Genomic DNA, 26828 nt, shown 5'->3' on the forward strand with positions numbered 1-26828 from the left:
TGAACTATTCAATCAGTGAGTTACTGTTGATAATAACAGTGTTCATACGTTTTGACACTATTTCTCTGCCAATTGTAGGAAATCAACAATTTGAGAAAAGTAAGATTCAAAACCAATAAAGGCATGATTACCGTCAGGTTCCACAGTTTGTTTGCACTTTGAAAGATAGGCAACAGCCTCTCGATAATCAAGTACTTCATCACCCATTTGTTGTAACAACCAAATAAGATGAGGCGAAGTTAGTCTTTCAATGTATAAAGATTTTAGCTCATGGATATGCTTTTCTTCCAACACATATTGTTCATGAGTATATGGGTTTGTATTGTCGCCTAAGTAGCCTTGCAGTAAATCAAAAGGACGCACTGCGGGGTTTACGACGACAGCAGGAAGCTGATAACGCTCTGAAAACCAAATTGAAAAATAACCGCCTAGCGAAGAGCCGACTAACCCCATTTTTTCATGCTGATGCTGTTGGATAATATCATCCAACATAGCTTGGGCTTGCTGAGGGTAATTTGGCAACTGTGGTACAAGCATATTAATATGTGGATAATTCTCATCAATCCATTGCTTTAAGCTATTAGCTTTAGCGGATTGAGGTGAACTATTAAAACCATGAATATAAAGTAGAGTTGACATAAGCGAATTAATAACCGTCAGAGTCAAGGTCAGGGCTAAACTCCCTTGTGTCTAAACGGTGAACGCGGGTTGTAATATGCCTTTGGCTTTGTTCATTAATACTTAATTCTAAATATCGCCAACCTGGCGCGACGGTGTCTAGCGCAAAATTAGTACAGTGAGGCTTAAACTGTACACAGGTAGAAGGCGTTGCTAACAACCGAATACCGTGCCAATTTTCATCCATTTCTTGATGAATATGGCCACATAGCATCGCTTTAACATTTGAATAGTTTTTTAAGTAGTCAGCTAAAATATGTGAATTTCTCAAACTGTGCTGATCAAGCCAAGTACAACCCGAAGCTAGAGGATGGTGATGCAGCATAATCAATGTAGTACGCTCAGGTTCAGCATCTAAGCTGGCTTTCATCCACTCTAACTGTTGCTCAGAAAGCTCGCCATGAGGTACATCTTGAAGCTGGCTATCCAGCATCAAGATTTGCCATTCATCACCAATCAAAATTTGTTTAGCACTTGAAATCCCAGCGACTCGGAGTGTTTCTACCATTGCAGGCGGGTAGTCATGATTACCAGGAAGCCATACACAAGGAGCAGGGATACGCGCAATGCCATCCGCAAAATGCTGATAAGCTTGTGGTGATTGGTCTTGAACTAAATCTCCTGTCGCAACAATTAAGTCAATTGGGAGATTTTCCTCAGTGATAGCATCAAGTACCGCCTGATAGCTTTTGTAAGTATTTACCCCTAAAAGCGTATTTTCTGTATTAGCGAAAAGATGCGTATCAGTAACCTGTAAAATTCTCACAATTTTAGAGTTCTTTGCAGTCACTTCAAGCTGGCTGTCCAAAAGTATTCCTTTTCCTTAAATATTATTTAGTACCTAATCTATTTATTACAACTATATAAAAGCTAAACACACTTACAACTATCTTAAAACTTTACTTTCTAACTTTCTGCTAATCAGCACACACTTCACCAGATTAATCGGTATTTAAAACGATTTCATCCACTTTTCATGTAGCTTTTGATAGTGGAGTTGTAACCATTGAATCGCAATAACTGTCGCGGCATTATCAATAGTGCCATCTTCAACCCATTGATATGCTTGTACTCGGCTGACCACATGTACACGAATATCTTCATTTTCTGACGCGAGCCCATGCACACCTTTCGCTTGGCTACTATCGGCTTCACCGATAAATACATGCATGCGCTCAGTTGTCCCGCCAGGGCTAGAAAGATAACTTAGCGCTTTTTCAGTTCGACCAATAACCAACCCAGCTTCTTCAACCGCTTCGCGGCGAATAACTTCTTCGGGTGATTCGTTCTGCTCTATCATTCCCGCAACGGCTTCGAGCAACCAAGGTGTTTCACTCGTTTCGATAGCAGGTAACCTAATTTGTTCAATTAAAACAACGCTATCTGTTTTTGGGTCATAGGGTAAAACCACACCTGCATGGCCCCGCTCAAAAACTTCACGGCGAATTTCTTTACTCCATCCGCCCGCGAAGAGGCGATGACGAAATTGATATTCAACCATTTGAAAAAAACCGTTAAATAATTTACGCTTGGATATAATTTCAACATCATTTTTGCCGTATTTAATTGGCTGCTCTATTTGTTTTGTCATTTCATTCTCCAAACTCAATTATTCCATCTTAAGGAAATAATTGTGGATTAAAACAGTTTTTGAGGTTTTTTAACCTTAGATGAGGTAATGTTTAATAAATTGAGACAAAATGGCACAAAAGGCTACCGTTAATAGAAGTGATACTCTGTTACAATAAGCGCCATTATTCAAATCAAAGAGCAACATAGTGTCTGTTTTTAATAACTGTCTCTAAAACGGATAATTTAACATCTATCGCCTAGTTAGGCATGGTACGTTTTAGACAACAGACTCAACTTAATTTGCTGTTTAATCAAGGAATCAAAATGAAGAAACTGCTTCCCCTTTTAATTTCGATGAGTTTTGTGGGTCTCAGTACCAATAGCTTTGCAGAAGATTTACTACAGGTTTACCAAAAATCCAAAGAAAGTAATCCTGAATTAAGGAAATCATTAGCTGAACGTAATCAAGCTTTTGAAAAAATTAATGAATCTCGCAGCCCATTATTGCCACAATTAGGTTTAGGTGCGGGCGCTAGCTACGGCAGTGGTTACCGCGATGCAAGAAACACTGAAAGCACAGGTTTAAATGCTTCATTAAAGCTAACTCAAGTTGTGTTTGATATGTCTAAATGGCGCCAATTGACTATCCAAGAAAAAACAGCGGGTATTTCCGATGTCACCTATCAAACAAGTCAACAGCAATTAATTTTAAATACTGCAACTGCGTATTTTAACGTCTTAAAAGCGATTGACGCGTTATCTTATATTGAAGCAAATAAAGAAGCGGTTTATCGCCAATTAGACCAAGTTACACAACGCTTTAACGTGGGCCTTGTTGCCATTACTGACGTGCAAAACGCCCGTGCAAACTATGATAGCGTTATTGCACAAGAAGTTGCAGGCCGTAACGAGTTAGAAAATGCGATTGAAAAACTGCGTCAAGTCAGTGGCGTGTACTACAACCAACTCGCTTCTTTAAATATCGACCGCTTTAAAACCAATGAGCTGGGCGATATCAACGCTATCCTAAAAGAAGCCGAAGAGCGTAACCTCAGCCTGTTGAGCGCACGTTTAGCACAAGATGTTTCTCGAGAAAACATCCGTTTAGCTGAAACAGGTCACATGCCAACGGTTAACTTAGATGCATCTACTAGCGTTGCAAATACCTATCAGCATGGCAGCGGTTATAACACGCCATATGGTGGTGGGGCGACCAACAGCTATAATGGACAAAATAGCATTGGCTTAAATTTAAGCATTCCACTGTATACTGGTGGTGCAGTCAGTTCTCAGGTTGAACAAGCACAATATGGTTTCCAAGGTGCGAGCGAACAACTAGAAAGCGTTTATCGCAATGTGGTTCAGTTAGTTCGTTCATCATTTAATAACGTATCATCGTCAATCAGTAGTATTAATGCTTACAAACAAGTCGTTGTTTCCGCACAAAGCTCATTGGATGCAATGGAAGCTGGCTACCAGGTAGGAACTCGTACAATTGTTGACGTATTGACAGCAACAACCGCGCTATACCAAGCGAAACAAAATCTGTCTAATGCTCGTTACGATTACATGATAAATCAACTGAATATCGAATTTGCTCGTGGTACGTTGAACGAAGACGATATTGCACGTTTGAATGCGAACTTAGGTAAAGAGATTTCAACCTCTGCAACTAGTATTATTCGTAGTACCAATGCGCCAAAAATGAACTAAAATTCTTAGTTTATTTGAAAATGATATAATGACCCGCTTATATAGCGGGTTATTTTTTGAAGGAAGCCAAGTAAATCGGTTAGAATTGCGAATTTGTACTAATTGGCCCGCTTACAACCCCTTTTCATTATCCTATGGCACAAATTCAGTGAATTCTCACTCTGTTCACTACGTTTTAGAACAAAAAATAACCTGTAGTTAATTTATTGATATCAAATAAAAATATTATTTTCCTCTTCAATAAATACCATGCTAATTAGAAAAAAATAGCAGAAAGTTATCAAAATGATAAATTCAGCCCATTTCTCCTATATTTCTGCTTTAATTTTCAGCGGTTATCCCCTATCCTAGAGCTAACATCTAAAAACATCTTACTTAATTAAATTCAGGGTAATTACCATGACCATGAAGCGTACCAAAGATATTAATCAGAGCGCCTTCCGTAAGTCTTGGCGTTCATACCGTTTAGCGCCTGTGGCTGTCGCGGTCAGTGCCGTATTTATGCTTTCCGCTTGTGAAGAAAGCGATGAAACTGTATCACTGTACACCAACGCGCAAGATTGTAGCCAAGCGAACCCATCACAAGCCGAACAGTGCACCGTCGCTTACAATAATGCACTACAAGAAGCTGCTAAAACTGCACCTAAATATGAAACTCAGGCTGACTGTATTGCTGAGTTTGGTGAATCTATGTGTACTCAAGCCCCTGCTCAAGCGGGCCTTGCAGGCACTAGCTCAACAAATGGTGAACAAACCGCCCAAGCACAAAGCAGTGGCGGTAGTATGTGGATGCCATTAATGATGGGTTATATGATGGGCCGTATGATGGGCGGTAGCGCTGCATCACAACCATTATTCAGCTCGAAAAACCCAGCGAGCCCAGCCAACGGTAAATTTGTTGACGCTTCAGGTAAAAGCTATGGCCCTGCTGTTGCAGGTGGTCGTTCAATGAGCGTACCAAAAACCGCCATGGCACCTAAGCCACCAACAACTTCAACCGTGACTCGTGGCGGTTTTGGTGACACCGTCAATAAACAAGCGATGGCACAACGTTCATCTTCTTCTGCAAAATCAACCTCTTCCCGTTCGATGGGTGGTTGATAAGTAATGAAACGAGTTCCTATAGTAGAGCGCCCAAACTGGCGCGAAAAAGCTTCTGAGTTTGGCTTTGAATTTCACACTATGTATGGTGAGCCTTATTGGTCAGAAGACGCGTATTACCAATTCACGATGGCACAAATTGAAGAAATCGAAGATGCAACCGAGCAGTTGCATCAAATGTGCCTAAAAGTGGTTGAACGTGTTGTTGAAAGCGATGAGTTAATGGCGCGTTTTCAGATCCCTAAACATTGTTGGGAATTTGTTCGCAGCTCATGGAAAAGCGAGCAACCTTCGCTATATTCTAGGCTTGACCTTGCTTACGATGGGATTAACCCTCCTAAGCTTTTAGAAAATAACGCGGATACTCCAACCTCATTATACGAGTCTGCATTTTTCCAATGGATCTGGTTAGAAGATCAAATTGAAGCAGGGAAATTACCTGAAAATGCCGATCAGTTTAATAGTATTCAAGAGCAGCTGATCGAGCGCTTTACGCAATTAAAAGATCAGTATGGCTTCCGCTTGCTGCATATGTCTTGTTGCCGTGACACAGAAGAAGATCGCGGTACCGTTCAATATTTACAAGATTGTGCTAATGAAGCGGGGGTTGCCACTGAATTCTTATATATCGATGAAATTGGTTTAGGTGAAAAAGGCGAGTTTTCGGATACTCAGGATCAGGTGATTAGTAACCTGTTCAAATTGTATCCATGGGAATTTATGCTAAGAGAAATTTTCTCGACCAAATTGCAAGACGCTGGCGTGCGCTGGTTAGAGCCTGCATGGAAGAGCATCATTTCTAACAAGGCCTTATTGCCGATGTTATGGGAAATGTTCCCTGATCACCCAAATTTACTGCCTGCTTATTTCGCTGATGGCAAAACCCAGCCAGAACTCGAAAAATACGTTATTAAGCCACTATTTTCTCGTGAAGGTGCCAATATCCGTATTATCGAAAATGGCAAGGAAATTGCAGCCGCAGACGGCCCATACGGCGAAGAAGGTATGATTATTCAACAATTCCATCCACTTCCACAATTTGAAGGTAGCTACACCTTAGTCGGAAGCTGGTTGGTGAATGATCAACCTGCAGGGATCTGTATTCGTGAAGATAAAGAACTGATCACTCAAGACTTATCACGCTTTTATCCACATACGATCATCGATTAATCGTATTTAAAATTAAAAGCTCAGCCCAAACATAGCAATATGATTTGGGCTTTTTTATCAATTCATTCTATTGCCGAAAAATTTATCCTACCTGAATAGACAACATACTTAACGACGCCGACACAATTCCTTCAATCGGTGTGCTGATCTCTTCTCGCCCATCCCACGTCCCTAAAATAGGCAAAATAGGCAAGTAATGTTCTGGTGATGGATTCGATAATTTCCCATCCTCCCGTTCCAATCCTTTAGTCAGCGGATGGGGAATTTCATGACTTTGCAGATTGTCATACACAAACTTCTCAAAAGATATTGCCCATGGATACGGCTCGGCATGAGCATTTTGCCAATTCATCGCCCGCAGATTGTGTACCACGTTGCCGCTACCCATAATTAGTACACCTTCCTCTCGTAGAACCGATAACTTTTTCCCGAGATCGTAGAGCCAAGTAGCAGGTTTACTACCATCGATACTCAGCTGGATCACAGGGATATCGGCTTCTGGATACATACGCACTAAGATCTCCCATGTACCATGGTCTAATCCCCACTCTTGTTCATCAAGGTAAATGGGCTCAGGAGCTAATAATGAAGCAACTTGCTGAGCTAATTCAGGAGAACCAGGAGCTGGATATTCGATTTGATACAAGGCTTCGGGGAAACCGCCAAAATCATGAATAGTTTTGGGTTTTAACATCGAAGTCACAGCAGTGCCACGCGTATACCAGTGGGCTGAAATCACCAAAATCGCAGTTGGCCGAGGTAAGATTTTACCCAGTTTCTCCCATGCTTGAGTGTAAGGATTATCCTCAATCGCATTCATAGGGCTACCATGGCCAATAAAAATGGCAGGAAGCTTATTTTTTACCACTGAAGTATTTACCGACATGATGATTTAAACTCCAATTCAATTAGTTTCTCCCCACAGCATACGCTTTTCAGCAAAAAACACAGTGAGCTAATTATGAGTATGATCATCAAAAAAATTGAAAAGGCCACGAGGTGTGCAACTCAGTGGCCTTCAAGATATTCTATATGCTTAACGTACTATTAATAATTTAAATAACTTAGCTTATTAATATTTAAACTTATCAAAACCTCTATCTAGAGCTCTTCCTCTAAGAGGATCAGCTCGCTTTCTTTTCATGCTGCAAACGGTATTGCACTAAGTCTTCAATCGTCACCACAGTCAAACCATGTTGCTTACCAAACGCAGCCACTTCAGGGGTGCGAGCCATAGAACCATCATCATTGGTTAACTCACACAGCACACCGGCAGGTTTAAAACCCGCTAGAGTTGCAAGGTCGATAGACGCTTCAGTGTGGCCACGACGCGCTAATACCCCGCCATCACGCCCACGTAATGGGAAAACGTGGCCTGGATGATTTAGGTCGGCTGGAACGGCGTTGTCTGCGATTGCAGCACGAATAGTGGTGATACGATCCGCTGCGGAAACGCCCGTGGTAACCCCTTTCGCGGCCTCGATAGTTACCGTGAAACCTGTTTGGTTTTGGCTGGTGTTATTTTCCACCATCATCGGTAATTCGAGCTGCTTGCGACGCTCTTCAGTGATACAAAGGCAGACGATCCCACTGCTATAACGAATGGTAAATGCCATTTGTTCAGCGGTCATGGTTTCTGCTGCAAAAATTAAATCGCCTTCGTTCTCACGATCTTCATCATCAAGAACAAGAACACCCTTACCTTGGCGTAAAGCCTCGATAGCATTTTCAACACGTTCGATAGGATTACCGAATACAGAAAGTAGCGAATGATCCATGGTAAAAAACCTCTTAAATAGTTATTAACTAGTTACCAGAATCAAGGCAGTCTTAGGAATACGAGAAATGGTGAATATATAAATAGCCAATAAGAGGCATTTACCTATTCAGGTATGCAGAACACTATTGTGCGTAACAGCACAAACATGCAGATACTGTTAATTCTCTCCCATCCGGACTATAACCGTCGGCCCCAGATTCACACTGGGTCTGCTGACCTTTACCACAGAATGGTAAAGCGCTCGCGGGCTTCATGCGTGATGCATGTTTACCGCCGGTGGGGACTTTCACCCCGCCCTGAGATATACGCAATTAATATAACGCCAATAATTCAAGTTCGCAACGATGATAATCAAAATTGGCGAACGACTCACACTTTTAGCCAAAAAACATGAATAAAAACTTAGAGTTATCAAGGTTAATTTCACTATCGGTTCTAAACCTCTCCCTAAATAATTCAAGCTAGCGCAAGGCAGCAAGAGGTATTAAACTAGTCCCAACAATTCACAACAATATTTTGATAAACTTAAGGACCCGCGAAATGCTCGATCCGAAAAAAATTGAACAAGTTGCCCGCCAAATTCAAGGCGCTTTACCACAAGGCGTGCGTGATTTAGGTGAAGATTTTGATAAAAAACTGCGTTCACTATTACAATCACAACTCGGTAAATTAGACTTAGTCAGCCGTGAAGAATTTGATATTCAAACTCAAGTCTTATTACGCACCCGTGAAAAATTAGCGAAGATGGAACAACGCGTTAGCGCACTTGAAGCCCATTTAGATGTAGAAGAAAAAACGGCTGAGTAATTAAATTGAAAAAGTGACCCCACTTTAATTTTAGATAAATAAAAACCTCACGGCGTTTTTACATACGCACGTGAGGTTTTTAACTAACTAATTAATTAATAATGATAAATTAACTCGTTTTCATAATATTTTTAATGATATTGGTTGTAGAAATACCATCTTCGAAGTTAAGGACTTTAACTTCGCCTCCAGCAGCCCACACTTCAGCACTGCCCGCTATTTCTTCAGGGCGGTAATCCCCCCCTTTAACTAAGATGTCTGGCAGAACTTCTGCGATTAAGCGTTGCGGAGTGTCTTCTTCAAAAGCGACGACCCAATCAACGGATCCTAGCGCTCCGAGTACGGTCATTCGCTGTTCTAATGGGTTGACTGGACGTGTTTCCCCCTTTAAGCGGCGCGTCGATGCATCGCTATTGACCGCCACAATTAGGCGGTCACCCAATTTACGCGCGTTAGCTAAATAAGACACATGCCCTGCATGGAGAATATCAAAACAACCGTTTGTCATCACCACACGTTCACCGCGCAGTCTTGCATTCTCAACCGCTTGTTTTAATTCACTTTCCGTCATAACACCAAAACCAGTGTCAGCACGGCCACGAATAGCGTTTTCTAATTCAATAGGCGAAACTGTTGAAGTCCCTAATTTACCCACCACCACGCCTGCTGCGGCATTGGCCAATGCGCAGGCTTCATGTAATGGACGGCCAGATGCAATAGACGCAGCCAGTACGCCAATAACCGTGTCTCCTGCCCCTGTCACGTCAAACACTTCTTGTGCCTGAGTCGGTAAATGCAATGGGGCTTCATCACGGCGGATCAGGCTCATACCTTGCTCTGAACGCGTAATTAACAGGGCTTTAAGCTCCAATGTCTGAAGCAGCTTCATGCCTTTTTCTTCAACGTCTTGGTTGTTTTTACATGGCCCAACAATCGCTTCAAACTCAGACATATTTGGCGTCAATAATGTTGCCCCGCGGTAACGTTCGAAATTGTTTCCTTTCGGGTCAATCAAAACGGGAACATTGGCCTTGTTCGCGAGCGCTATCATCTTTTCAACATGCGTTAATGCACCTTTTGCATAGTCAGACAACACTAGTGCACCAATGTGTGGCAGTGCTTGTTCTATGCGCTCCAGTACGGGGGCTACATCCACGTTTTCAAAACCTTCTTCAAAATCAAGACGAATAAGTTGCTGATTGCGAGAAAGTACGCGTAATTTAGTAATCGTTGGATGGGTTGGAATAGCGACAAAATCACACCGCACCTGCACCGCATTTAAATTTTCCGTCAGTGCTTTTGCCGCGTCATCAATCCCAGTTAACCCCACAAGACGGGAGTTTGCCCCTAATGAGGCAATATTCATCGCGACGTTAGCTGCACCACCGGGACGCTCTTCTACCATCGTGACTTTAACCACCGGAACAGGGGCTTCTGGCGAAATTCGGTTTGCAGGACCATGCCAATAACGGTCTAACATAACATCACCAACCACCAGCACACCGGCTTGTTTATAATCCGGAAGAGTTACTTTCATCCTGCACTCCAGTCTTAAAAAGGAAATCTGATAATAATTAGCAACAATACTAGCATATTGCGCTGTTTAGCTAAATAAAATGCGTTTGTTCCCTATTCCTCAAGCCATTTTTGCCAACTTGCTAAAACTTGTTCACGTTGTTGGGTAAATTGGTTTATTTCAACGCGGCTTGGCAACGATTGTAATGCTAAGTGATGGAGTTCATTACGCATCGTGACATACGCTTGAGTTAAAGCATTCGCCTCATCTTCAGGCATGAAACCATATTGCGCCATTAGTTCGAAAATACGCACATTATCAGACCAACGTGTTAACACATTGTTTTCTGAAGCGAAACGCAACACTAAGTATTGCGCGATAAATTCAATATCAGTGATCCCACCTGGATCAGCTTTTAAGTCGAACACATTGGCTTGATGGCTTCCTAAGTGCTGATGCATTTTTAACCGCATATCGCGCACTTGCTGCTGCAGAGTTTGAGGTTCTCTTGGCATACACAAAGTTTCGTGGCGAGTGTGTATAAATTTCCGTTGTAAATCCTCATCACCAAACACCATTCGGGCTCGAATTAGCGCCTGATGTTCCCATGTCCAAGCATCGTTTTTTTGGTAGTCATCAAATGATTGTATTGTACTGACTAACATTCCTGACTCACCGGAAGGCCTAAGTCGCGCATCAACTTCATACAACACACCAGAAGGGGTTCGAGTACTAAACAAATGGATAATGCGCTGAGCGACACGCAAATAAAATTGGCGAGCATCAATGGAACGTTCGCCATTGGTGACGACATCTAAAGGACAATCGAAGAGAAAAACGAGGTCTAAATCCGAACTATAACCCAATTCCCAGCCACCTAGCTTTCCATAACCTAACACCGCAAAACCATATTGTTTTTTATCATTTAGTTCTAGATGTGAGGGCTCTCCGTAGCGTTTTGCCATTTTTTGCCACGCTTGGTGTACCACTGCATCAATAATCGCTTCAGCAAGGTAAGTCAGATGGTCACTGACCTTCATTACAGGTAAAACCCCCGAAATGTCTTCGGCGGCGATGCGCAACAATTGGGCTTGTTTAAATTGACGTAAGGCTTCAAGTTGCTGCTCTTCGTCATCTTCAGGAACCCGCATTAAATATTGGCGCAGTTCACCGCGGTAAGCCGTTAGTGGTAGCGGCTGGTATAATGATTGAGGGTCGAGCAATTCATCTAATAACAATGGGTGGCGAGCTAGCTGCTCCGCTATCATAGGTGACGCTGCACACAAGCGAATAACGTGAGTTAAAACCTCGTCAAATTCGAGCATTAACTCGAGATAAGTTGTACGGCTAACAATGCTCAATAACAGGGGGGTGATACGCTCAATGACTTGGCCTGCATCATCACGTTCACCGACTTTTGCCAATAATTTAGGCATTAATTCATCAAGAACATCTCGCCCCCGAGGGCCAATGGTGCGTTTATTAAGATCATGACGGAACATCACTATGCCGTGAATAATGCGTTGGGCAATATCTTCATTTTTAGAGGGTAAGTAAGTGGCTAATTCTTCTTTCGATAATTCACTTTGCCATAGCGTGATATAAATTTCATCGAATGCATCAGTGTTCTCACTATCATCTTCCTTGCCTATTTGCTCAGTGAATATTTGATGCACCGCGGCCATTTTCTGGCTCAAAACCAGATAAAATGCGGGCCAATCCGCAAAGCTCATTCCCCACGCTAAGCGCGTTTGGTTTAAACTATCGTCAGGGAGTGTTTGTGTCTGTTGGTCATCGATACTTTGCAGTAAATTTTCGACTCTACGCAAGAAAAGGTAGCCATCTTGCAGGATATTCACTTGTTCTTCCGTTAATAATGCAAGTTCTCGGATCCCTTGTAATGTTGAAAATAAGGATTGCGACTGTAAAACAGGTTCTCGCCCCCCTCGAATTAACTGAAAAACCTGTGAAACAAATTCAACTTCACGAATACCTCCAGCCCCTAATTTGATATTATTTACCAAACCACGACGCCGGACTTCCCGCTCAATCATATTTTTCATGTTGCGCAAAGATTGGATCACGCTAAAGTCGATATAGCGACGATAAACGAAAGGACGCAAAAGCTGTCGCAAACACGCCTCATAATGCAGGCTATCAGCCCCCATAATGCGAGCTTTCACCATCGCATAACGTTCCCAATCACGCCCTTGTTCTTGGTAATAGTCTTCAAGTGCGGAAAAACTAAAAACTAACGGCCCGCTATCACCAAATGGCCGTAAGCGCATATCAACCCGGTAAACAAAACCATTCTCTGTCACTTGATCAAGTACACGGATCAACTTTTGCCCTAAACGCGTAAAAAATTGCGCATTATCTAACTCTTTTCGGCCACCTTGGGTAACCCCGTTTTCTGGATAAACAAAAATTAGGTCAATATCTGATGAAAAATTAAGCTCTCTGCCCCCTAACTTTCCCATCCCTAAAACCAATAGCGGCTGCGGTTTTCCTTCTGCATTACAAGGGGTTCCCCATGACTGACTATATTCTTGATACAACCAATCTCGCGCCGCAACAACCAAGGTCTCCGCCAATATACTGAGCTGATAAATCGTTTCTTTTTGCGTGCTTATTTCTAACACTTGCATCCATGCACAGCGCACTAACATATGGTGGCGAAAGATGCGCAATACTCGCATCAAATGTTCTTCATTGTTAACTAACGACAAACTTTGTGATAACCATGATGCATAACTTTTCCATTCATCAGCTTTCGGTGGCTGAGAACGAATTTCAAGTAAAAACTGTGGGTGTGCGAGTACTTGCTTGAGTGCAAAATCGCTGAAAGACAGCACCTGAATTTCTTGTTCACTTAACGGCAATAACTCGTGAGCCTGCTCCGTAATTCGGTTTAAAACACGTTCACCTTGGCTTTGCAATACGTCAGGAAAAGCATGCATATTATCAATACCTTAATGGGCTTCTTGATAGGTTAAAGCACTTAACCATTGGATAAAGGCTAATTTACATTTTAACCACTGGCTGCTATAGCAAAAATCCTCTGCACTCATGGATTCATCAGCAATGTTTGTGCGTAATTGTTCTAGCGGAGTATCATGAATAAAATGAGGCGCTGAATTTTGGTAATGCACTAAAAATGCCTGAACAAAACGTAAAAACTCACTGAAACCTTGGCGCGCATTACTTCCATTTTCTAACCAGTAAGCTTCATGCTGCTGGCAAAGTAATTGCATATGCATTAATGACTTTTCTAAGGGCAGCTCTTCGTAGTCAAACAGCGAGTCTGGACAAGTTAATGGCTCTTTTGGCAGCGATAGCAAGGAATATCCACGTGCAGCTTTGCTAAGTGATGACAAATGTAATCCGTCGATATCTGCAAATTTCTTCGCTAAATTGAGTACATCAGCAATAAAGCCTTTTTTTAGTTCTAGTTCAAACTCTTGAATAGGCAAATTCTTTGCGCCAGAGGAAATTTCACCTTGGTCAAAAACCACTTCTATTTCGCTATCTTCAAAAGTCACTAACCATTTTTCACGGGTAAAATTGGTGCTAAAGAGGATATTTAATTCAGACTGAAGCTGTGAAACATCAGTGCCTTCTGGCCAAATTTCAGCAGGTAATGCGGCTAAATCAAGCTCAGGTGAATCAATGTCAACATTATATTCAGGCCGTTGGTGTAAGCCGCCTATCGCCTGCCCAGCCGTTTTCATTGTCATTTCATAACGACCATCACAACCGCGGATACGTAAGCCCATATCCCACTGACGTAACTGCTTATTTGCCGTATCAAAGTAGATATTGGTTAACTTCGTTGGTTCGCTGTACTGGTGAGACAATGTTGATAGACACTGTCGTACAGCCTCTATTGCCGAGTGCTTAGCAGCAAGTTTGAGTTCAACCTCTACGTGGCTCATACATATCCTTATTTAATTATTTCACTCCACTCATATTACCCCAATCGAGCTAAGCTGAGAAAAGAAACTGCATAGGAATCAAAAATTCTACCTGTCATATTTCTTTCAGTGAGTTATATTGAAAATAGAGTGAAAATAAGGGTAATTTAGACAGTTAGGATAGTTCTCATTCTCCTTTTGGGTGTGAATACATCTGCGTTTAGGGTTTGCACCCTTACACTTTACTCATTAGTATTCAAATAATATAAAACTCATTCACCATCAAAAGACTGTAAATACCATGCGAAAAATTCCATTATTATTAATTTCAATCATGGGGCTAGGCCTTTCCTTAAATTCATATGCAGCAGAAAAACGTTATGTTTCGGATGATTTATCCACATACGTTCATAGTGGACCAGGCACAAAATATCGTATTGTAGGTACGCTCAATGCCGGGGAAGCGGTTGAACTGCTTTCCACAGATAACAAATTTGCACAAGTTCGCGATGAAAAGGGTAGAACGGTCTGGTTACCTGTAGATCAACTCAGTAATACACCCAGTATGAAAACCCGCATTCCAGAACTTGAAGCGGAAAATCAAAAACTACGTCAGCAACTCGATAATATTGACAACACTTGGAATACACGAACCGCAGATATGCAGCAAAAAGTCGCTGATAATGACAATATTGTCAGCCAGCTGAAAGCTGAGAATGAAAAATTAAAAAACGAGCTAATTAAATCAGGTAAAAAGCTGGAAATTGCTGAAGTCAACTTAGATGATCGCCGTCGTGAATTGATTTTACAATGGTTTATGTATGGTGGTGGCGTTGCCGGTGTTGGCTTAATTTTAGGTTTGATTTTACCGCACATCATTCCACGTCGTAAAAAGCGTAATGATGGTTGGATGTAATTGAGGCCATTCACATGAAAGTCTATCTCGTGGGGGGGGCTGTACGTGACCAACTTCTTGGGCTACCTATTTCAGATAGGGACTATGTGGTGGTTGGCACAACACCCGAGGCAATGCTATCGCAAGGTTTTCAACAAGTTGGAAAGGATTTTCCTGTATTCCTACATCCAAAGACCCATGAAGAATACGCTTTAGCCCGCACAGAACGTAAAACTGGTGCCGGCTATACTGGCTTTAGCTGCTATAGCGCTCCCGATGTTACTATTGAAGATGATTTGCTACGTCGCGATCTAACAATTAACGCGATAGCACAAAGTGGATCAGGTGAAATTATTGACCCATTCCAAGGCGTAAACGATCTCAATAACCGTATTTTACGTCATGTGTCTGACGCATTTTCTGAAGATCCTTTACGGGTCTTACGGGTTGCGCGATTTGCTGCTCGCTACTTTGAACAAGGTTTTACGATTGCGCCTGAAACATTGGCATTAATGCAAAAAATGGCCACAACAGGGGAATTATCTCACCTCACCGCCGAACGCATTTGGACAGAAACCGAAAAAGCGCTGAAATCAAATTCTCCACAGGTGTATTTTGATGTTTTACGCCAATGTGGTGCTTTAGCTGTACTTTTTCCTGAAGTTGATGCGTTATTTGGTGTTCCTGCCCCTGAAAAATGGCACCCTGAAATTGATACCGGTGTCCATACTTTAATGGTAATGAAAATGATTGCCGAGCTATCTAATAATGTAGATATTCGCTTTGCGGCCTTATGCCATGATTTAGGCAAAGCGCTAACACCACTGGATATTTGGCCGAGCCATCCAAACCACGGTGAAGCAGGTATTCCATTAATAGAAACTCTCTGCGCAAGATTAAAAGTACCAACTACGGCTCGTGACTTAGCCCGTCTAGCTGCGCGTTACCATGATAAAATACATATTATCAATAAATTACCAGCTAATGAGCTCATTGCGATTTTTGATGGGCTTGATAGCTGGCGTAAACCAGAACGTATTGAGCAACTCAGTTTAATCAGCGAGGCGGATGCAAGAGGTCGATTAGGCCTTGAACAGCAAGCCTATCCACAGGGACAGTACTTCAGGCAAGCTTTTTCTATAGCACAATCCGTTGAGGTCAAACCCATTATTGAGCAAGGTTTTCAAGGCCCTGAGATCCGGCAAGAACTTACGCGGCAACGTATTGAAGCCGTTGCTAGTTGGCAACAACAAATGTTCTAATGGTCATAACGCTGGCGGCTAAACACCGCCAGTCATCATTTAAGCGCTTTTCACGCCTCTTTCGATAATAACCCCAACTTGTTTGGCTCGCGCCACAGCTCCCGGCTTAGCCACCTTAATTCGAACCCATGGGCTAGCAAATTGAGTCATCAGTAGTTGTGCGACTTCTTCAGCAACACGCTCTACTAACCCAAACTTGTTATTCCCAACATGAGCAAGGATAGCCTGACTAACTTTGGCATAATCTAAGCAATATTCTACATTATCGCTCATAGACGCGCGTTTGTTATTCCATCCCATTTCGATATCGAGCACCAGTTTCTGTTCAATATCTTGTTCCCAGTCATATACACCGATCGTGGTGATGACTGATAATTGCTCAATAAATACGATATCCATCACGTCATTTTCTCATTTATGTACTGAATTGATACCACTTCAGCAAAAATATGCGTATTATCCAAGACTGAAGTGAATTTATGGCCTTAACCGTTTTTGGAGTTAGCTATGAGTGCAACCGCGCTTGGCATGATAATCTTCGCCTATCTTTGTGGCTCAGTTTCGAGTGCGATACTGATCTGCCGTTTGGCGAGACTACCCGACCCCCGTCAACACGGCTCTGGTAACCCTGGTGCAACTAACGTATTACGTGTAGGCGGTAAAGCCGCCGCTGCTGGGGTACTCATTTGTGACGTATTAAAAGGGATGATACCCGTTTGGCTTGCTTATTATTTAAATGTGCAGCCATTCTATCTTGGCTTTGTTGCAATTGCAGCCTGTCTTGGGCATATATATCCTATTTTCTTTCGTTTCAAAGGCGGGAAAGGGGTAGCAACTGCATTTGGTTCAATTGCCGCTATTGGTTGGGATCTTTCTGGTTTAGTCGCAGGGACATGGTTACTGACAGTATTGCTTAGTGGTTATTCATCACTCGGCGCAATTGTCAGCGCCTTACTCGCTCCCTTTTATGTTTGGTGGTTTAAACCTGAATTCACCTTCCCTGTTGCCATGTTGTCTTGTTTAGTGTTAGTCCGCCATCATGGCAATATACAACGCCTTTGGCGCGGCCAAGAAAGCCGTATTTGGCAAAAGCTGAAAAATAAAAAACAAAAAACCAATAAAGAAATAGCCCAAGAAGCCAAAGAGCAAGAACAGGATGACTGATCGTTATCTTTAATTTCCCCTAAGAAGAGCTGATTTCAGCTCTTTTTTTATGCTATTTGCCTTGTTTAAAGTTTCCCAAAAAATCCTATCGATAACAACAGCGTGATATCCCTACTTAAAACTGTACTGGTAGCAATTTGTGCTGCATTACATTTTTGCCATAACTAGCGCACACTTTTAAATAAAAGTTAAATTATTGCAAAATTATTACTAAGGAATATTTAAAAGCTGTCGACTATATAAAAGGAAAACTAAACAATAATAATGGTATTATAATGAGCAGAACCCCTTATATCACTCAAAATGAATATGTATTAGATGAAAATATCACATTGATGACAACTAGCGATCTGCAAGGAAACATTGTTCATGCTAATGATTTCTTTGTCCAAGTTAGTGGTTATGAATTAGATGAATTATTAACACGTCCACACAATATTATCCGCCATCCAGATATGCCCAAAGAAGCTTTTGCCGACATGTGGGCAACTCTTAAAAAAGGAGAACCTTGGACTGGTATTGTCAAAAATCGTCGGAAAAATGGTGACCATTACTGGGTTCGAGCCAATATCACCCCAGTGGAACGCAAAGGGGTTATTACGGGCTATATGTCCATTCGAACTCGTGCAACACGCCAAGAAATTGCGACAGTAGAACCGCTCTATAGCGCAATGAATGAAAATAGAAGTAAACAAAAGATTTTTAAGGGAATTGTACTTTCTAAAAAAATACCGTTTCACTTTTCAACATATTCAACACGTTCACGTATCCGACTCGTCATGAGCCTGTTATTTGTCCTCTGGCTCATCATGGCAAGCACTGTTTTGCAACCAACCGCATCCCTTTTAATCATGAGCATCTGCACATTTATCACATTACTGGTCGGTAATATGATATTTGAAAAAATGCTCGCCACACCATTGGAAAATATTACCCAACAAGCGCTTAGTATTGCACGAGGGAATCGACATAGCGTTAACCATATGCAACGCACAGATGAAATTGGCTTAGTATTACGCGCTATAGGGCAACTTGGACTCGTCTGCCGTTGGCTAATCAAAGATGTCTCCGAGCAAGTTGATAACGTTCGCAAAGGCAGTGAATCTTTAGTCTCCGATTGCGGTGAATTAGAAACGCATACTCAGCAAACTGTCGGTTATATGCAACAAACCGTTGCGACCATGAACCAAATGGCTGTTTCTGTAAAAATGAATGCCGATAATACAATCCAAGTTGATCAGCTTTCTAATACCACTAGCGAAACCGCGGTAAATGGCGGTGCCATGATGGAAGCGGTTGTCGATACCATGAATGAAATTGTCAGTAGTACCAGCAAAATCCATTCCATCACGGATGTGATTAAAGACATCGCATTTCAAACTAATATACTCGCGTTAAATGCTGCTGTAGAAGCCGCACGTGCGGGTGAGCAAGGTAAAGGCTTTGCCGTTGTTGCAAATGAGGTTCGCAGCCTAGCAAGCCGCAGTGCAAGCGCAGTGAATGATATTCGCGAATTAATTAATGATTGTGAGAAAAAAGTCAATTCAGGGAAAAATCAAGTGCATACGGCAGGGGACACCATGAAGGAGATTGTCGACCAAATACAAAATGTCACGCAATTGATTACCCATATTAGCCAAGCGACTTCTGAGCAAGCGGCTGGGATCGCCGATATTACCCAAGCGGTGAGTGAGCTCGAAACCATCACGCAACAAAGCACATTACTGGTAGAGCAAAGCACAGAGACATCAAATATGGTAAAAGCACGTTCAAGCCGACTTGAAGATGCTATCGTTGTTTTACATTAATATTGAGTTGAAAAGCAAAAGGGCTGTCATCCAGCCCTTTTTATCAAACAACATAAACTTATCAACAGTATTATTTTTCTAACGGTGGTAATTCGGCCAGTGGCCAGCGCGGACGAACTGTCACGCCAAGCCCTGTCGTTGACCCACCTTTAAGACGAATAAGCCCCGCTAAAGCAATCATCGCACCGTTATCTGTACAAAACTCAGGGCGCGCATAAAAAACCTCACCGCCACGCTGTTTGAGAACGTCTTCCATTTTTGCTCTAAGTGCGCGGTTAGCACTAACGCCCCCCGCCATCACCAAGCGTTTAAACCCTGTTTGTTCTAAAGCGCGTTTGCATTTAATGGCCAACGTATCTACCACGGCATCTTCAAAGGCTCTCGCAATATCAGCTCGGGTTTGGTCGTCATCCGCATTTTCACGAATGGTATTTGCTGCAAAGGTTTTTAACCCTGAGAAGCTAAAATCAAGCCCTGGCCTGTCTGTCATTGGTCGAGGAAACACAAAACGGCCCGCAGTCCCCTGCTGTGCCATGCGAGATAACACAGGGCCGCCAGGGTAGTCTAAACCTAATAATTTCGCTGTTTTATCAAACGCTTCACCTGCTGCGTCATCGATGGATTCACCAAGTAGCTCATACTCACCAATCCCCGTCACACTGATAAGCTGGGTATGTCCACCAGAAACCAGTAATGCAACGAAAGGAAATTCAGGGCTTTTCTCTTCTAGCATTGGAGCCAATAAATGGCCTTCCATGTGATGAACAGCCACAGCAGGAACATTCCACGCAAAAGCTAACGAACGCCCGACCGTTGCACCGACCATTAAAGCCCCCACCAAACCGGGGCCCGCAGTATAAGCGACGGCGTCGATATCTTGACTTGTCAAATTAGCTTCTTTCAGCGCGGCTTGAATTAACGGCACTGTTTTACGAATATGATCACGCGAGGCCAATTCAGGCACGACACCACCGTAGTCTGCATGAACTTTAATTTGGCTGTATAATTGATTGGCTAATAAGCCTCGCTCATCATCATAGATTGCGATACCCGTCTCATCGCAAGAGGTTTCGATACCTAAAACACGCATTGCACTACCCTTGTTTGTTGCATAACCACAAGTCTATCACTATTTTCGTGCAATCGCGTAATTAATGTTGGCAAAAGGCTGACTTTCCTGACTGTATAGTCTATAATCAGTCCCCTGTAATAAAAAATTTCGTGTGGCTAACTCTCATTATTATCTGGTTTTGTTTGCTTTTTCATCAAATGAACTGCAAATCAGGTAATCTTGTGTGATTCAATTTTATACGGCACTTTACAAACCCGTACTCATTGAAGTAAAATTCCGCACCATTTTAAATGAAGGCTGGTGAATCAGTACCAGCAACAAACCGATTTCTATTGAGGTGAGAGGCACATGCCGGTAATTAAAGTACGTGAAAACGAGCCATTCGACGTTGCACTGCGTCGTTTCAAACGTTCCTGTGAAAAAGCAGGTGTTTTAGCTGAAGTTCGTCGTCGTGAATTCTATGAAAAACCAACGACTGAACGCAAACGCGCTAAAGCATCAGCTGTAAAGCGTCACGCTAAGAAACTGGCTCGCGAAAACGCACGCCGTACTCGTCTGTACTAGTTGTTTGCAGTGAAAACTGCATTCATGACAGACGATAGCTAATACAAAATTTTAGTTTCTCTCGTAGTCACTCAGTTTTTGTAGTAGTAAATAGCTAAGCAGTTAAAGGCCGTGCTTTCCTCAAGGAAGCGCGGCTTATTATCGTTCATCAACAGGCGAAAAAGAGGCTTATGGCTGGACGAATTCCGCGTTCATTTATCAATGATTTGTTAGCAAGAACCGATATCATTGATTTAGTCGATGCAAAAGTCCCGTTAAAAAAACAGGGTAAAAACCATCACGCTTGTTGTCCGTTCCATAATGAAAAAACACCCTCTTTTACCGTAAACGGTGAAAGACAGTTTTATTACTGTTTTGGTTGTGGTGCTCATGGCAATGCTATCGATTTTTTGATGAATTATGACAAACTCGATTTTGTCGAAGCTATTGAAGAATTATCTGCACTGCATGGCCTTGATGTCCCTTATGAAAAAGGAACGGGTTCAAGCCAAATAGAACTTCATCAACGGCAAAATTTGTATCAGTTGATGGAAAAAATTAATCAATTTTACTGTGCTGCCTTAAGTCATTCTTCGGCTAATAAAGCGAAAGATTATTTAAGCCAACGTGGTTTAAGCGCTGAAATTATTGAGCATTTTTCGATTGGTTTCGCCCCTGCGGGCTGGGACAATTTACTCAAAAAATTCGCTGTAAACCCAGAAAGTCGCAAACAGCTTGATGATGCAGGCATGTTGGTGACAAATGATAATGGCCGAATCTATGACCGCTTTAGAGAGCGTGTTATGTTCCCAATTCGGGATAGACGCGGTCGTGTAATTGCCTTCGGTGGCCGAGTATTAGGGGATGCCCTTCCCAAATACTTAAACTCTCCCGAAACTGATATTTTCCATAAAGGCCGTCAATTATTTGGCCTCTATGAAGCAACACAAAATAGTAGTGAATTAGCGAAATTACTCGTAGTTGAAGGCTATATGGACGTTGTTGCTCTCGCTCAGTATGACATCCGCTATGCGGTTGCCTCACTTGGCACATCAACAACCTCAGAACACATTCAGCTACTTTATCGTTCAACAGATACAGTTATTTGTTGTTATGATGGCGACCGCGCAGGCCGAGAAGCGGCTTGGCGGGCACTGGAAACAGCACTTCCCTATCTAACGGATGGTCGCCAATTGCGCTTTATGTTTTTACCCGATGGTGAAGACCCGGATTCATTAGTGCGTAAAGAAGGCAAAGAGACTTTTGAGCAACGCATGAAAGATGCTCAAACCCTTTCCTCCTTTTTATTTGATTCACTTGTTCCTCAGGTGGATTTAAAAACGCAAGAAGGGAAAGCAAAATTTAGTAAATTAGCTATCCCTTTGATTAAACAAATACCTGGTGAAACATTGCGCCTTTATATGGCTCAAGAGCTAGGAAATTTTATTGGTATACCGGATATTTCTCAAGTTCTTGCTATGATTGATAGAGAGAATACAGAACAAGTTAACTATCAGGCGCCCAAATTAAAACCAACCACAATGCGAATACTTATCGCACTGTTGGTACAGAATCCGAACTTTTCGGAACTTGTTCCCTCATTAGAGGGGATCGCCCATATTCAAATGCCGGGGCTTTCTCTATTTCAGGAACTGGTTGATGTTTGCCGTTCTACCCCCGGAATGTCGACTGGGCAGTTGCTAGAGCGTTATCGTGATAATAAATTTTCGAAACAGCTTGAAAAACTCGCAACATGGAACGATATAGAAATAGAGGAGATAGCGGAAAATACCTTTATAGATGCGTTAAACCATCTATTTAATAGCGCACTCGACGAACGTTTTGACTATTTGATAGCAAAAGAACGAACTGAAGGGCTGACCCCAGAAGAGCGCGAAGAAGTCCGCTTAATCACTCTTTCAAGAGTGAAAACATAATCTAACCCAAAACAGAATTAGTATTTTAAACGGCTTAAGTGCCGATAAACACAAGGCAAATGCCTGTAAATGCTACGAGAATAAAGGGCGTAGCGAATAATAAATATTCCCTTTGTATGTTCTTGTTGGCCGAATGTTTCGCCGACCGACACCAATTTAAATACTCAGAAGTGTGGATACCGTCTTATGGAGCAAAACCCGCAGTCGCAGCTTAAGCTACTCGTAACCAAGGGTAAAGAGCAAGGTTACTTAACCTATGCCGAGGTCAATGACCATCTGCCGGAAGATATCGTCGATTCAGACCAAATTGAAGATATCATTCAGATGATTAATGACATGGGCATCCAGGTCATGGAAGAAGCACCTGATGCCGATGATTTAATTTTGGCTGAAAATACTTCCGATACTGATGAAGATGCAGCAGAAGCCGCTGCACAAGTGCTGTCCAGTGTTGAAAGTGAAATCGGCCGCACGACCGACCCTGTCCGCATGTATATGCGTGAAATGGGCACCGTCGAGCTTCTCACACGAGAAGGCGAAATCGACATTGCAAAACGTATCGAGGATGGTATTAATCAGGTTCAGTGCTCTGTTGCTGAATATCCTGAAGCTATTACCTATCTCCTTGAGCAATATGACCGTGTTGAAGCAGGAGAAAGCCGTTTATCTGATTTAATCACCGGCTTTGTTGACCCTAACGCGGAAGAAGATCTCGCACCAACAGCAACTCACGTTGGCTCTGAATTACCACAAGCAGAGCTTGATAAAGACGATGACGAAGACGAAGAAGATGAAGACGCCGATGACAGCGATGACGATAACAGCATCGATCCTGAATTAGCGCGTCAAAAATTCTCTGATCTCCGTGAGCAATATGAAAAAACGCGTCAACATATTAAACAATATGGTCGTAGTGATGCGAAAACGGCTGCCGCTATTGAGCAGCTTTCCGAAGTATTTAAAGAGTTCCGTTTAGTTCCTAAGCAATTTGACTATTTGGTCAATAACATGCGTGAAATGATGGACAGAGTTCGCTTACAAGAGCGTACCATCATGAAACTGTGTGTTGAACAATGTAAGATGCCGAAGAAAAACTTCATTACTTTATTTAGTGGTAATGAGACCAGCGAAACTTGGTTAACTGCTGCAAAAGCAATGAACAAGCCTTGGTCAGAAAAACTACTTGAAGTTGAAGAAGAAATTCTACGTTGCCTGCAAAGACTGCGTCAAATTGAAGAAGAAACGGGTCTGACAATTGAACAAGTTAAAGATATCAACCGTCGTATGTCTATCGGTGAAGCAAAAGCACGCCGTGCGAAGAAAGAGATGGTTGAAGCAAACTTACGTCTGGTTATTTCTATCGCTAAGAAATACACCAACCGTGGCTTGCAGTTCCTTGACCTGATCCAAGAAGGTAATATCGGCCTGATGAAAGCCGTTGATAAGTTTGAATATCGCCGTGGTTATAAGTTCTCAACTTATGCAACTTGGTGGATCCGTCAGGCTATCACGCGTTCAATTGCTGACCAAGCACGTACTATTCGTATCCCGGTTCACATGATTGAAACTATCAATAAACTGAACCGTATCTCTCGCCAAATGCTGCAAGAAATGGGCCGTGAGCCATCGCCAGAAGAACTGGCAGAACGCATGCTAATGCCGGAAGATAAAATTCGTAAAGTCCTGAAGATTGCTAAAGAACCAATCTCTATGGAAACCCCTATCGGTGATGATGAAGATTCACATTTAGGTGATTTTATTGAAGATACGACTTTAGAGCTGCCTTTAGACTCTGCAACGTCAGAAAGCTTACGCTCAGCGACTCACGAGGTGTTAGCTGGCTTAACCGCTCGTGAAGCTAAAGTGTTACGTATGCGTTTTGGTATCGACATGAATACTGACCACACCCTTGAGGAAGTCGGTAAGCAGTTTGATGTTACCCGTGAACGTATCCGTCAGATCGAAGCGAAAGCGTTACGTAAATTACGTCACCCAAGCCGCTCAGAAGTTCTGCGCAGTTTCCTTGACGAATAATTAGTTGATTTATATCTAAAAACACCTGCTCCGGCAGGTGTTTTTTTATGACCACTAAAACCATGAAAAGCTACATAACCCATGTTTCATGCAAATAAACCCAAACACACTTTTCTGCTTCGACCCTGATACATGCAGCAGAAATTCTTAACGACTCAATACCGTTTATTTGCTGTTTTTCTTGATATTGAACCCAGCAATAACCATTGTCTTCGCGCAATGGAATCAGATTAATACACTCTGTAGAAAATGATGTTCTAGCCCCGACATTCTGACTGAATAGCTGAGTCACTTCATTTAACCCAATACAATGGCCCTGAGTTGTAACCATTTTGAAGTGCTCATCGAAACTGGCTAATAGAGGAGCCAAACTTTTATCACCATTTCTCCCCATAAAAACATTCTCAATTAAGACATGTACGTCCACAACGCTTTGCAGCGCTCTTTCCATTGTTTCACTCATTTATTTTTCCTTGATCACTGAAATTAATGAAAGTAACCCGAGTATTGATGCGATAAGAAACGTATATTGATAGCGTAATAAATCACTCGAAAAAGTCGTTAGGCTAAATATAGAAATAAATATGACGGCGCCAACACTAAATGCGACTTGTCGATTAATATTCCACAATACGCTCCCTTGAAGTAAATCTTTGCCTTTGAAGTCCATCAGCGAGCTAATTTGTGCAGTATTGGCGCTCAATCCACCACCCATCCCCATCAATAAATAAGCGATTATTAATAAATAGAGCTGACTTGAAGATGAAACCCAATAAAGCAGAAAAATACCAAGGTTATGTAATGTAATACCAATAATAAATAATTGTTTTTTCCCTATCTGCAAATAAAGGCGTCCACCAGTTAGCATTGATATCACCGCTCCCAATGCATATAGCACCATGAATAACCCTGTTTGTGCCGCACTGAATCCCATGTTCTCTTGTAGATTAAAAATATTGAGTAAATTAACCCCTGTAAAAATACCGGGAACAGCATAGTAAACAATAAAAGCGTTACGCAGATTGGCGTTTTTCAATAACTGAAAATTTAAAATAGGTTCTCGACATTTTTTGGCATATTTAAGATAAATAACAAATACGAGAGCTGAAGTAGCAAAACTCACCAAAGCCAATAATAAATTGTGATAGTCATTATAAAAAGAGAATGATAATAATAAGCTTAATAAACTTAAACTTACCATTATTAGCCCCAAAATATCTGGCTTTTCTCTTATTGTTTTCCCATCATTTTTTATCCAAACCCAGGCAAGTACGGCCGTTAGCAATGAAAAAGGTAAATTAGCATAAAAAACCCAATGCCAAGATAAAGAATCAATAATTAAACCACCAATGGCAGGTGAGAATGCAGGCGCAATTAACGCGACTGTCATAATCAATGTTGATATACGCTGACGATCATTATTTGGAAATAATGCAAAAACGAGTGCCTGACCTACAGGAATTAATAACCCTCCCGCAGCTCCTTGGATAAAACGCCAAAAAATTAAACTATAAATTGAATCACTGCTCCCACTGAACCAAGCTGCAACAGAAAAAAGCAACATGGAATAGCAAAGTAGCTTTTGATTACCTAGCCTGCCTGCTAGCCATAAACTGATGGGCATCACCAGCACTAAACCTAAAATATAGCCATTGGCAACCCAAGCAACTTGAGATTGGCTCGCTGAAAATGACGATGCAATATCAGGTAATGCTATCGCCGACATAAAAATATTAATACAATCAATAAAGAAACCGAGTAAAAATACTGTGGCAATTTTGTATCGATAAGTCATGGACTTCCTCCGGCGGCAAAGAATAGATTTAAGTACTTTCTTTGTCGATATAAGGGAGGTAACATGA

The 26828-nt window shown here is 42.0% G+C and carries 23 protein-coding genes and 1 riboswitch; of the genes, 11 read left to right on the forward strand and 12 right to left on the reverse strand.

The window, feature by feature from the left end; genetic code table 11:
- Positions 1-57: 57 nt before the first annotated feature.
- The 3 genes from yqiA to nudF form a co-directional block, all read right to left on the reverse strand.
- On the reverse strand, positions 58-639 hold the full coding sequence (gene yqiA, locus PSF42_RS05465; RefSeq protein WP_125890333.1) for an esterase YqiA: 582 nt from the start codon (positions 637-639) through the stop codon (positions 58-60).
- 7 nt (positions 640-646) lie between these two features.
- Entirely contained in the window at positions 647-1486 is an 840-nt protein-coding gene (cpdA, locus tag PSF42_RS05470; protein WP_213913057.1) for a 3',5'-cyclic-AMP phosphodiesterase, read from the reverse strand.
- Between the two features lie 144 nt (positions 1487-1630).
- Positions 1631-2269: an ADP-ribose diphosphatase gene (gene nudF, locus PSF42_RS05475; RefSeq protein WP_125890335.1), complete on the reverse strand. Its 639-nt coding sequence runs from the start codon at positions 2267-2269 to the stop codon at positions 1631-1633.
- 305 nt (positions 2270-2574) lie between these two features.
- Here nudF and tolC point away from each other — a divergent pair, with 305 nt between their 5' ends.
- From tolC to PSF42_RS05490, 3 genes are all read left to right on the forward strand, one after another.
- Complete coding sequence (gene tolC, locus PSF42_RS05480) at positions 2575-3963, forward strand: outer membrane channel protein TolC (protein ID WP_125890336.1); 1389 nt, start codon at positions 2575-2577, stop codon at positions 3961-3963.
- A 399-nt stretch (positions 3964-4362) separates the two neighbouring features.
- Entirely contained in the window at positions 4363-5064 is a 702-nt protein-coding gene (locus tag PSF42_RS05485; protein ID WP_125890337.1) for a DUF1190 family protein, read from the forward strand.
- Positions 5065-5070: 6 nt separating this feature from the next.
- The gene (locus PSF42_RS05490) at positions 5071-6234 is read left to right on the forward strand and encodes a glutathionylspermidine synthase family protein (protein WP_248466971.1); all 1164 of its coding nucleotides are present in this window, start codon (positions 5071-5073) and stop codon (positions 6232-6234) included.
- Between the two features lie 82 nt (positions 6235-6316).
- Here the strand turns inward: PSF42_RS05490 and ygiD are convergent, their stop codons facing one another.
- Both ygiD and ribB read right to left on the reverse strand, forming a co-directional pair.
- Entirely contained in the window at positions 6317-7120 is an 804-nt protein-coding gene (gene ygiD, locus PSF42_RS05495) for a 4,5-DOPA dioxygenase extradiol (RefSeq protein ID WP_185746825.1), read from the reverse strand.
- A gap of 238 nt (positions 7121-7358) precedes the next feature.
- Positions 7359-8012, reverse strand: coding sequence for a 3,4-dihydroxy-2-butanone-4-phosphate synthase (gene ribB / locus PSF42_RS05500; RefSeq protein WP_272679598.1), 654 nt, complete (start codon positions 8010-8012; stop codon positions 7359-7361).
- A 158-nt stretch (positions 8013-8170) separates the two neighbouring features.
- Positions 8171-8322: riboswitch (FMN riboswitch) on the reverse strand.
- A gap of 232 nt (positions 8323-8554) precedes the next feature.
- Between ribB and ubiK the strand changes: the two genes are divergently transcribed.
- Positions 8555-8821, forward strand: a complete 267-nt coding sequence (gene ubiK, locus PSF42_RS05505) for a ubiquinone biosynthesis accessory factor UbiK (protein WP_125890340.1) — start codon at positions 8555-8557, stop codon at positions 8819-8821.
- A gap of 109 nt (positions 8822-8930) precedes the next feature.
- On the opposite strand, the gene hldE is transcribed toward ubiK, so the two are convergent.
- The 3 genes from hldE to PSF42_RS05520 form a co-directional block, all read right to left on the reverse strand.
- A complete protein-coding gene (hldE, locus tag PSF42_RS05510; RefSeq protein ID WP_272679599.1) occupies positions 8931-10358 on the reverse strand; it encodes a bifunctional D-glycero-beta-D-manno-heptose-7-phosphate kinase/D-glycero-beta-D-manno-heptose 1-phosphate adenylyltransferase HldE in 1428 nt (475 codons plus the stop codon).
- Between the two features lie 92 nt (positions 10359-10450).
- Positions 10451-13297, reverse strand: coding sequence for a bifunctional [glutamate--ammonia ligase]-adenylyl-L-tyrosine phosphorylase/[glutamate--ammonia-ligase] adenylyltransferase (gene glnE / locus PSF42_RS05515; RefSeq protein WP_272679600.1), 2847 nt, complete (start codon positions 13295-13297; stop codon positions 10451-10453).
- Between the two features lie 12 nt (positions 13298-13309).
- Positions 13310-14272: a CYTH domain-containing protein gene (locus tag PSF42_RS05520; RefSeq protein WP_272679601.1), complete on the reverse strand. Its 963-nt coding sequence runs from the start codon at positions 14270-14272 to the stop codon at positions 13310-13312.
- 280 nt (positions 14273-14552) lie between these two features.
- Here PSF42_RS05520 and PSF42_RS05525 point away from each other — a divergent pair, with 280 nt between their 5' ends.
- Positions 14553-15167 (forward strand): TIGR04211 family SH3 domain-containing protein, encoded by a 615-nt coding sequence (locus PSF42_RS05525; protein WP_125890344.1) that lies wholly within the window; start codon positions 14553-14555, stop codon positions 15165-15167.
- Between the two features lie 14 nt (positions 15168-15181).
- Positions 15182-16408, forward strand: a complete 1227-nt coding sequence (locus PSF42_RS05530) for a multifunctional CCA addition/repair protein (RefSeq protein ID WP_272679602.1) — start codon at positions 15182-15184, stop codon at positions 16406-16408.
- A gap of 39 nt (positions 16409-16447) precedes the next feature.
- Here PSF42_RS05530 and folB read toward each other — a convergent pair whose 3' ends face one another.
- Positions 16448-16807, reverse strand: coding sequence for a bifunctional dihydroneopterin aldolase/7,8-dihydroneopterin epimerase (folB, locus tag PSF42_RS05535; RefSeq protein WP_125890716.1), 360 nt, complete (start codon positions 16805-16807; stop codon positions 16448-16450).
- Positions 16808-16915: 108 nt separating this feature from the next.
- Here folB and plsY point away from each other — a divergent pair, with 108 nt between their 5' ends.
- Both plsY and PSF42_RS05545 read left to right on the forward strand, forming a co-directional pair.
- On the forward strand, positions 16916-17572 hold the full coding sequence (gene plsY / locus PSF42_RS05540) for a glycerol-3-phosphate 1-O-acyltransferase PlsY (protein WP_125890346.1): 657 nt from the start codon (positions 16916-16918) through the stop codon (positions 17570-17572).
- Positions 17573-17847: 275 nt separating this feature from the next.
- Entirely contained in the window at positions 17848-19380 is a 1533-nt protein-coding gene (locus tag PSF42_RS05545) for a methyl-accepting chemotaxis protein (RefSeq protein WP_213913064.1), read from the forward strand.
- A 70-nt stretch (positions 19381-19450) separates the two neighbouring features.
- Here the strand turns inward: PSF42_RS05545 and tsaD are convergent, their stop codons facing one another.
- On the reverse strand, positions 19451-20470 hold the full coding sequence (gene tsaD / locus PSF42_RS05550; RefSeq protein WP_102137846.1) for a tRNA (adenosine(37)-N6)-threonylcarbamoyltransferase complex transferase subunit TsaD: 1020 nt from the start codon (positions 20468-20470) through the stop codon (positions 19451-19453).
- A 330-nt stretch (positions 20471-20800) separates the two neighbouring features.
- Here tsaD and rpsU point away from each other — a divergent pair, with 330 nt between their 5' ends.
- From rpsU to rpoD, 3 genes are all read left to right on the forward strand, one after another.
- Positions 20801-21016 carry a 30S ribosomal protein S21 gene (rpsU, locus tag PSF42_RS05555; protein ID WP_001144069.1) on the forward strand — a complete coding sequence of 72 codons (216 nt, stop codon included), beginning with the start codon at positions 20801-20803 and terminating at the stop codon, positions 21014-21016.
- Positions 21017-21186: 170 nt separating this feature from the next.
- Positions 21187-22932 carry a DNA primase gene (gene dnaG / locus PSF42_RS05560; protein WP_213913065.1) on the forward strand — a complete coding sequence of 582 codons (1746 nt, stop codon included), beginning with the start codon at positions 21187-21189 and terminating at the stop codon, positions 22930-22932.
- 105 nt (positions 22933-23037) lie between these two features.
- Entirely contained in the window at positions 23038-24966 is a 1929-nt protein-coding gene (gene rpoD / locus PSF42_RS05565; RefSeq protein WP_272679647.1) for an RNA polymerase sigma factor RpoD, read from the forward strand.
- Positions 24967-25036: 70 nt separating this feature from the next.
- Here rpoD and PSF42_RS05570 read toward each other — a convergent pair whose 3' ends face one another.
- Positions 25037-25429, reverse strand: coding sequence for a hypothetical protein (locus tag PSF42_RS05570; protein ID WP_125890350.1), 393 nt, complete (start codon positions 25427-25429; stop codon positions 25037-25039).
- Positions 25430-26761, reverse strand: coding sequence for an MFS transporter (locus tag PSF42_RS05575; RefSeq protein ID WP_125890351.1), 1332 nt, complete (start codon positions 26759-26761; stop codon positions 25430-25432).
- Positions 26762-26828 lie beyond the last annotated feature (67 nt).

Source organism: Providencia sp. PROV032, assembly GCF_028484875.1.
GTDB classification, from domain to species: domain Bacteria; phylum Pseudomonadota; class Gammaproteobacteria; order Enterobacterales; family Enterobacteriaceae; genus Providencia; species Providencia rettgeri_E.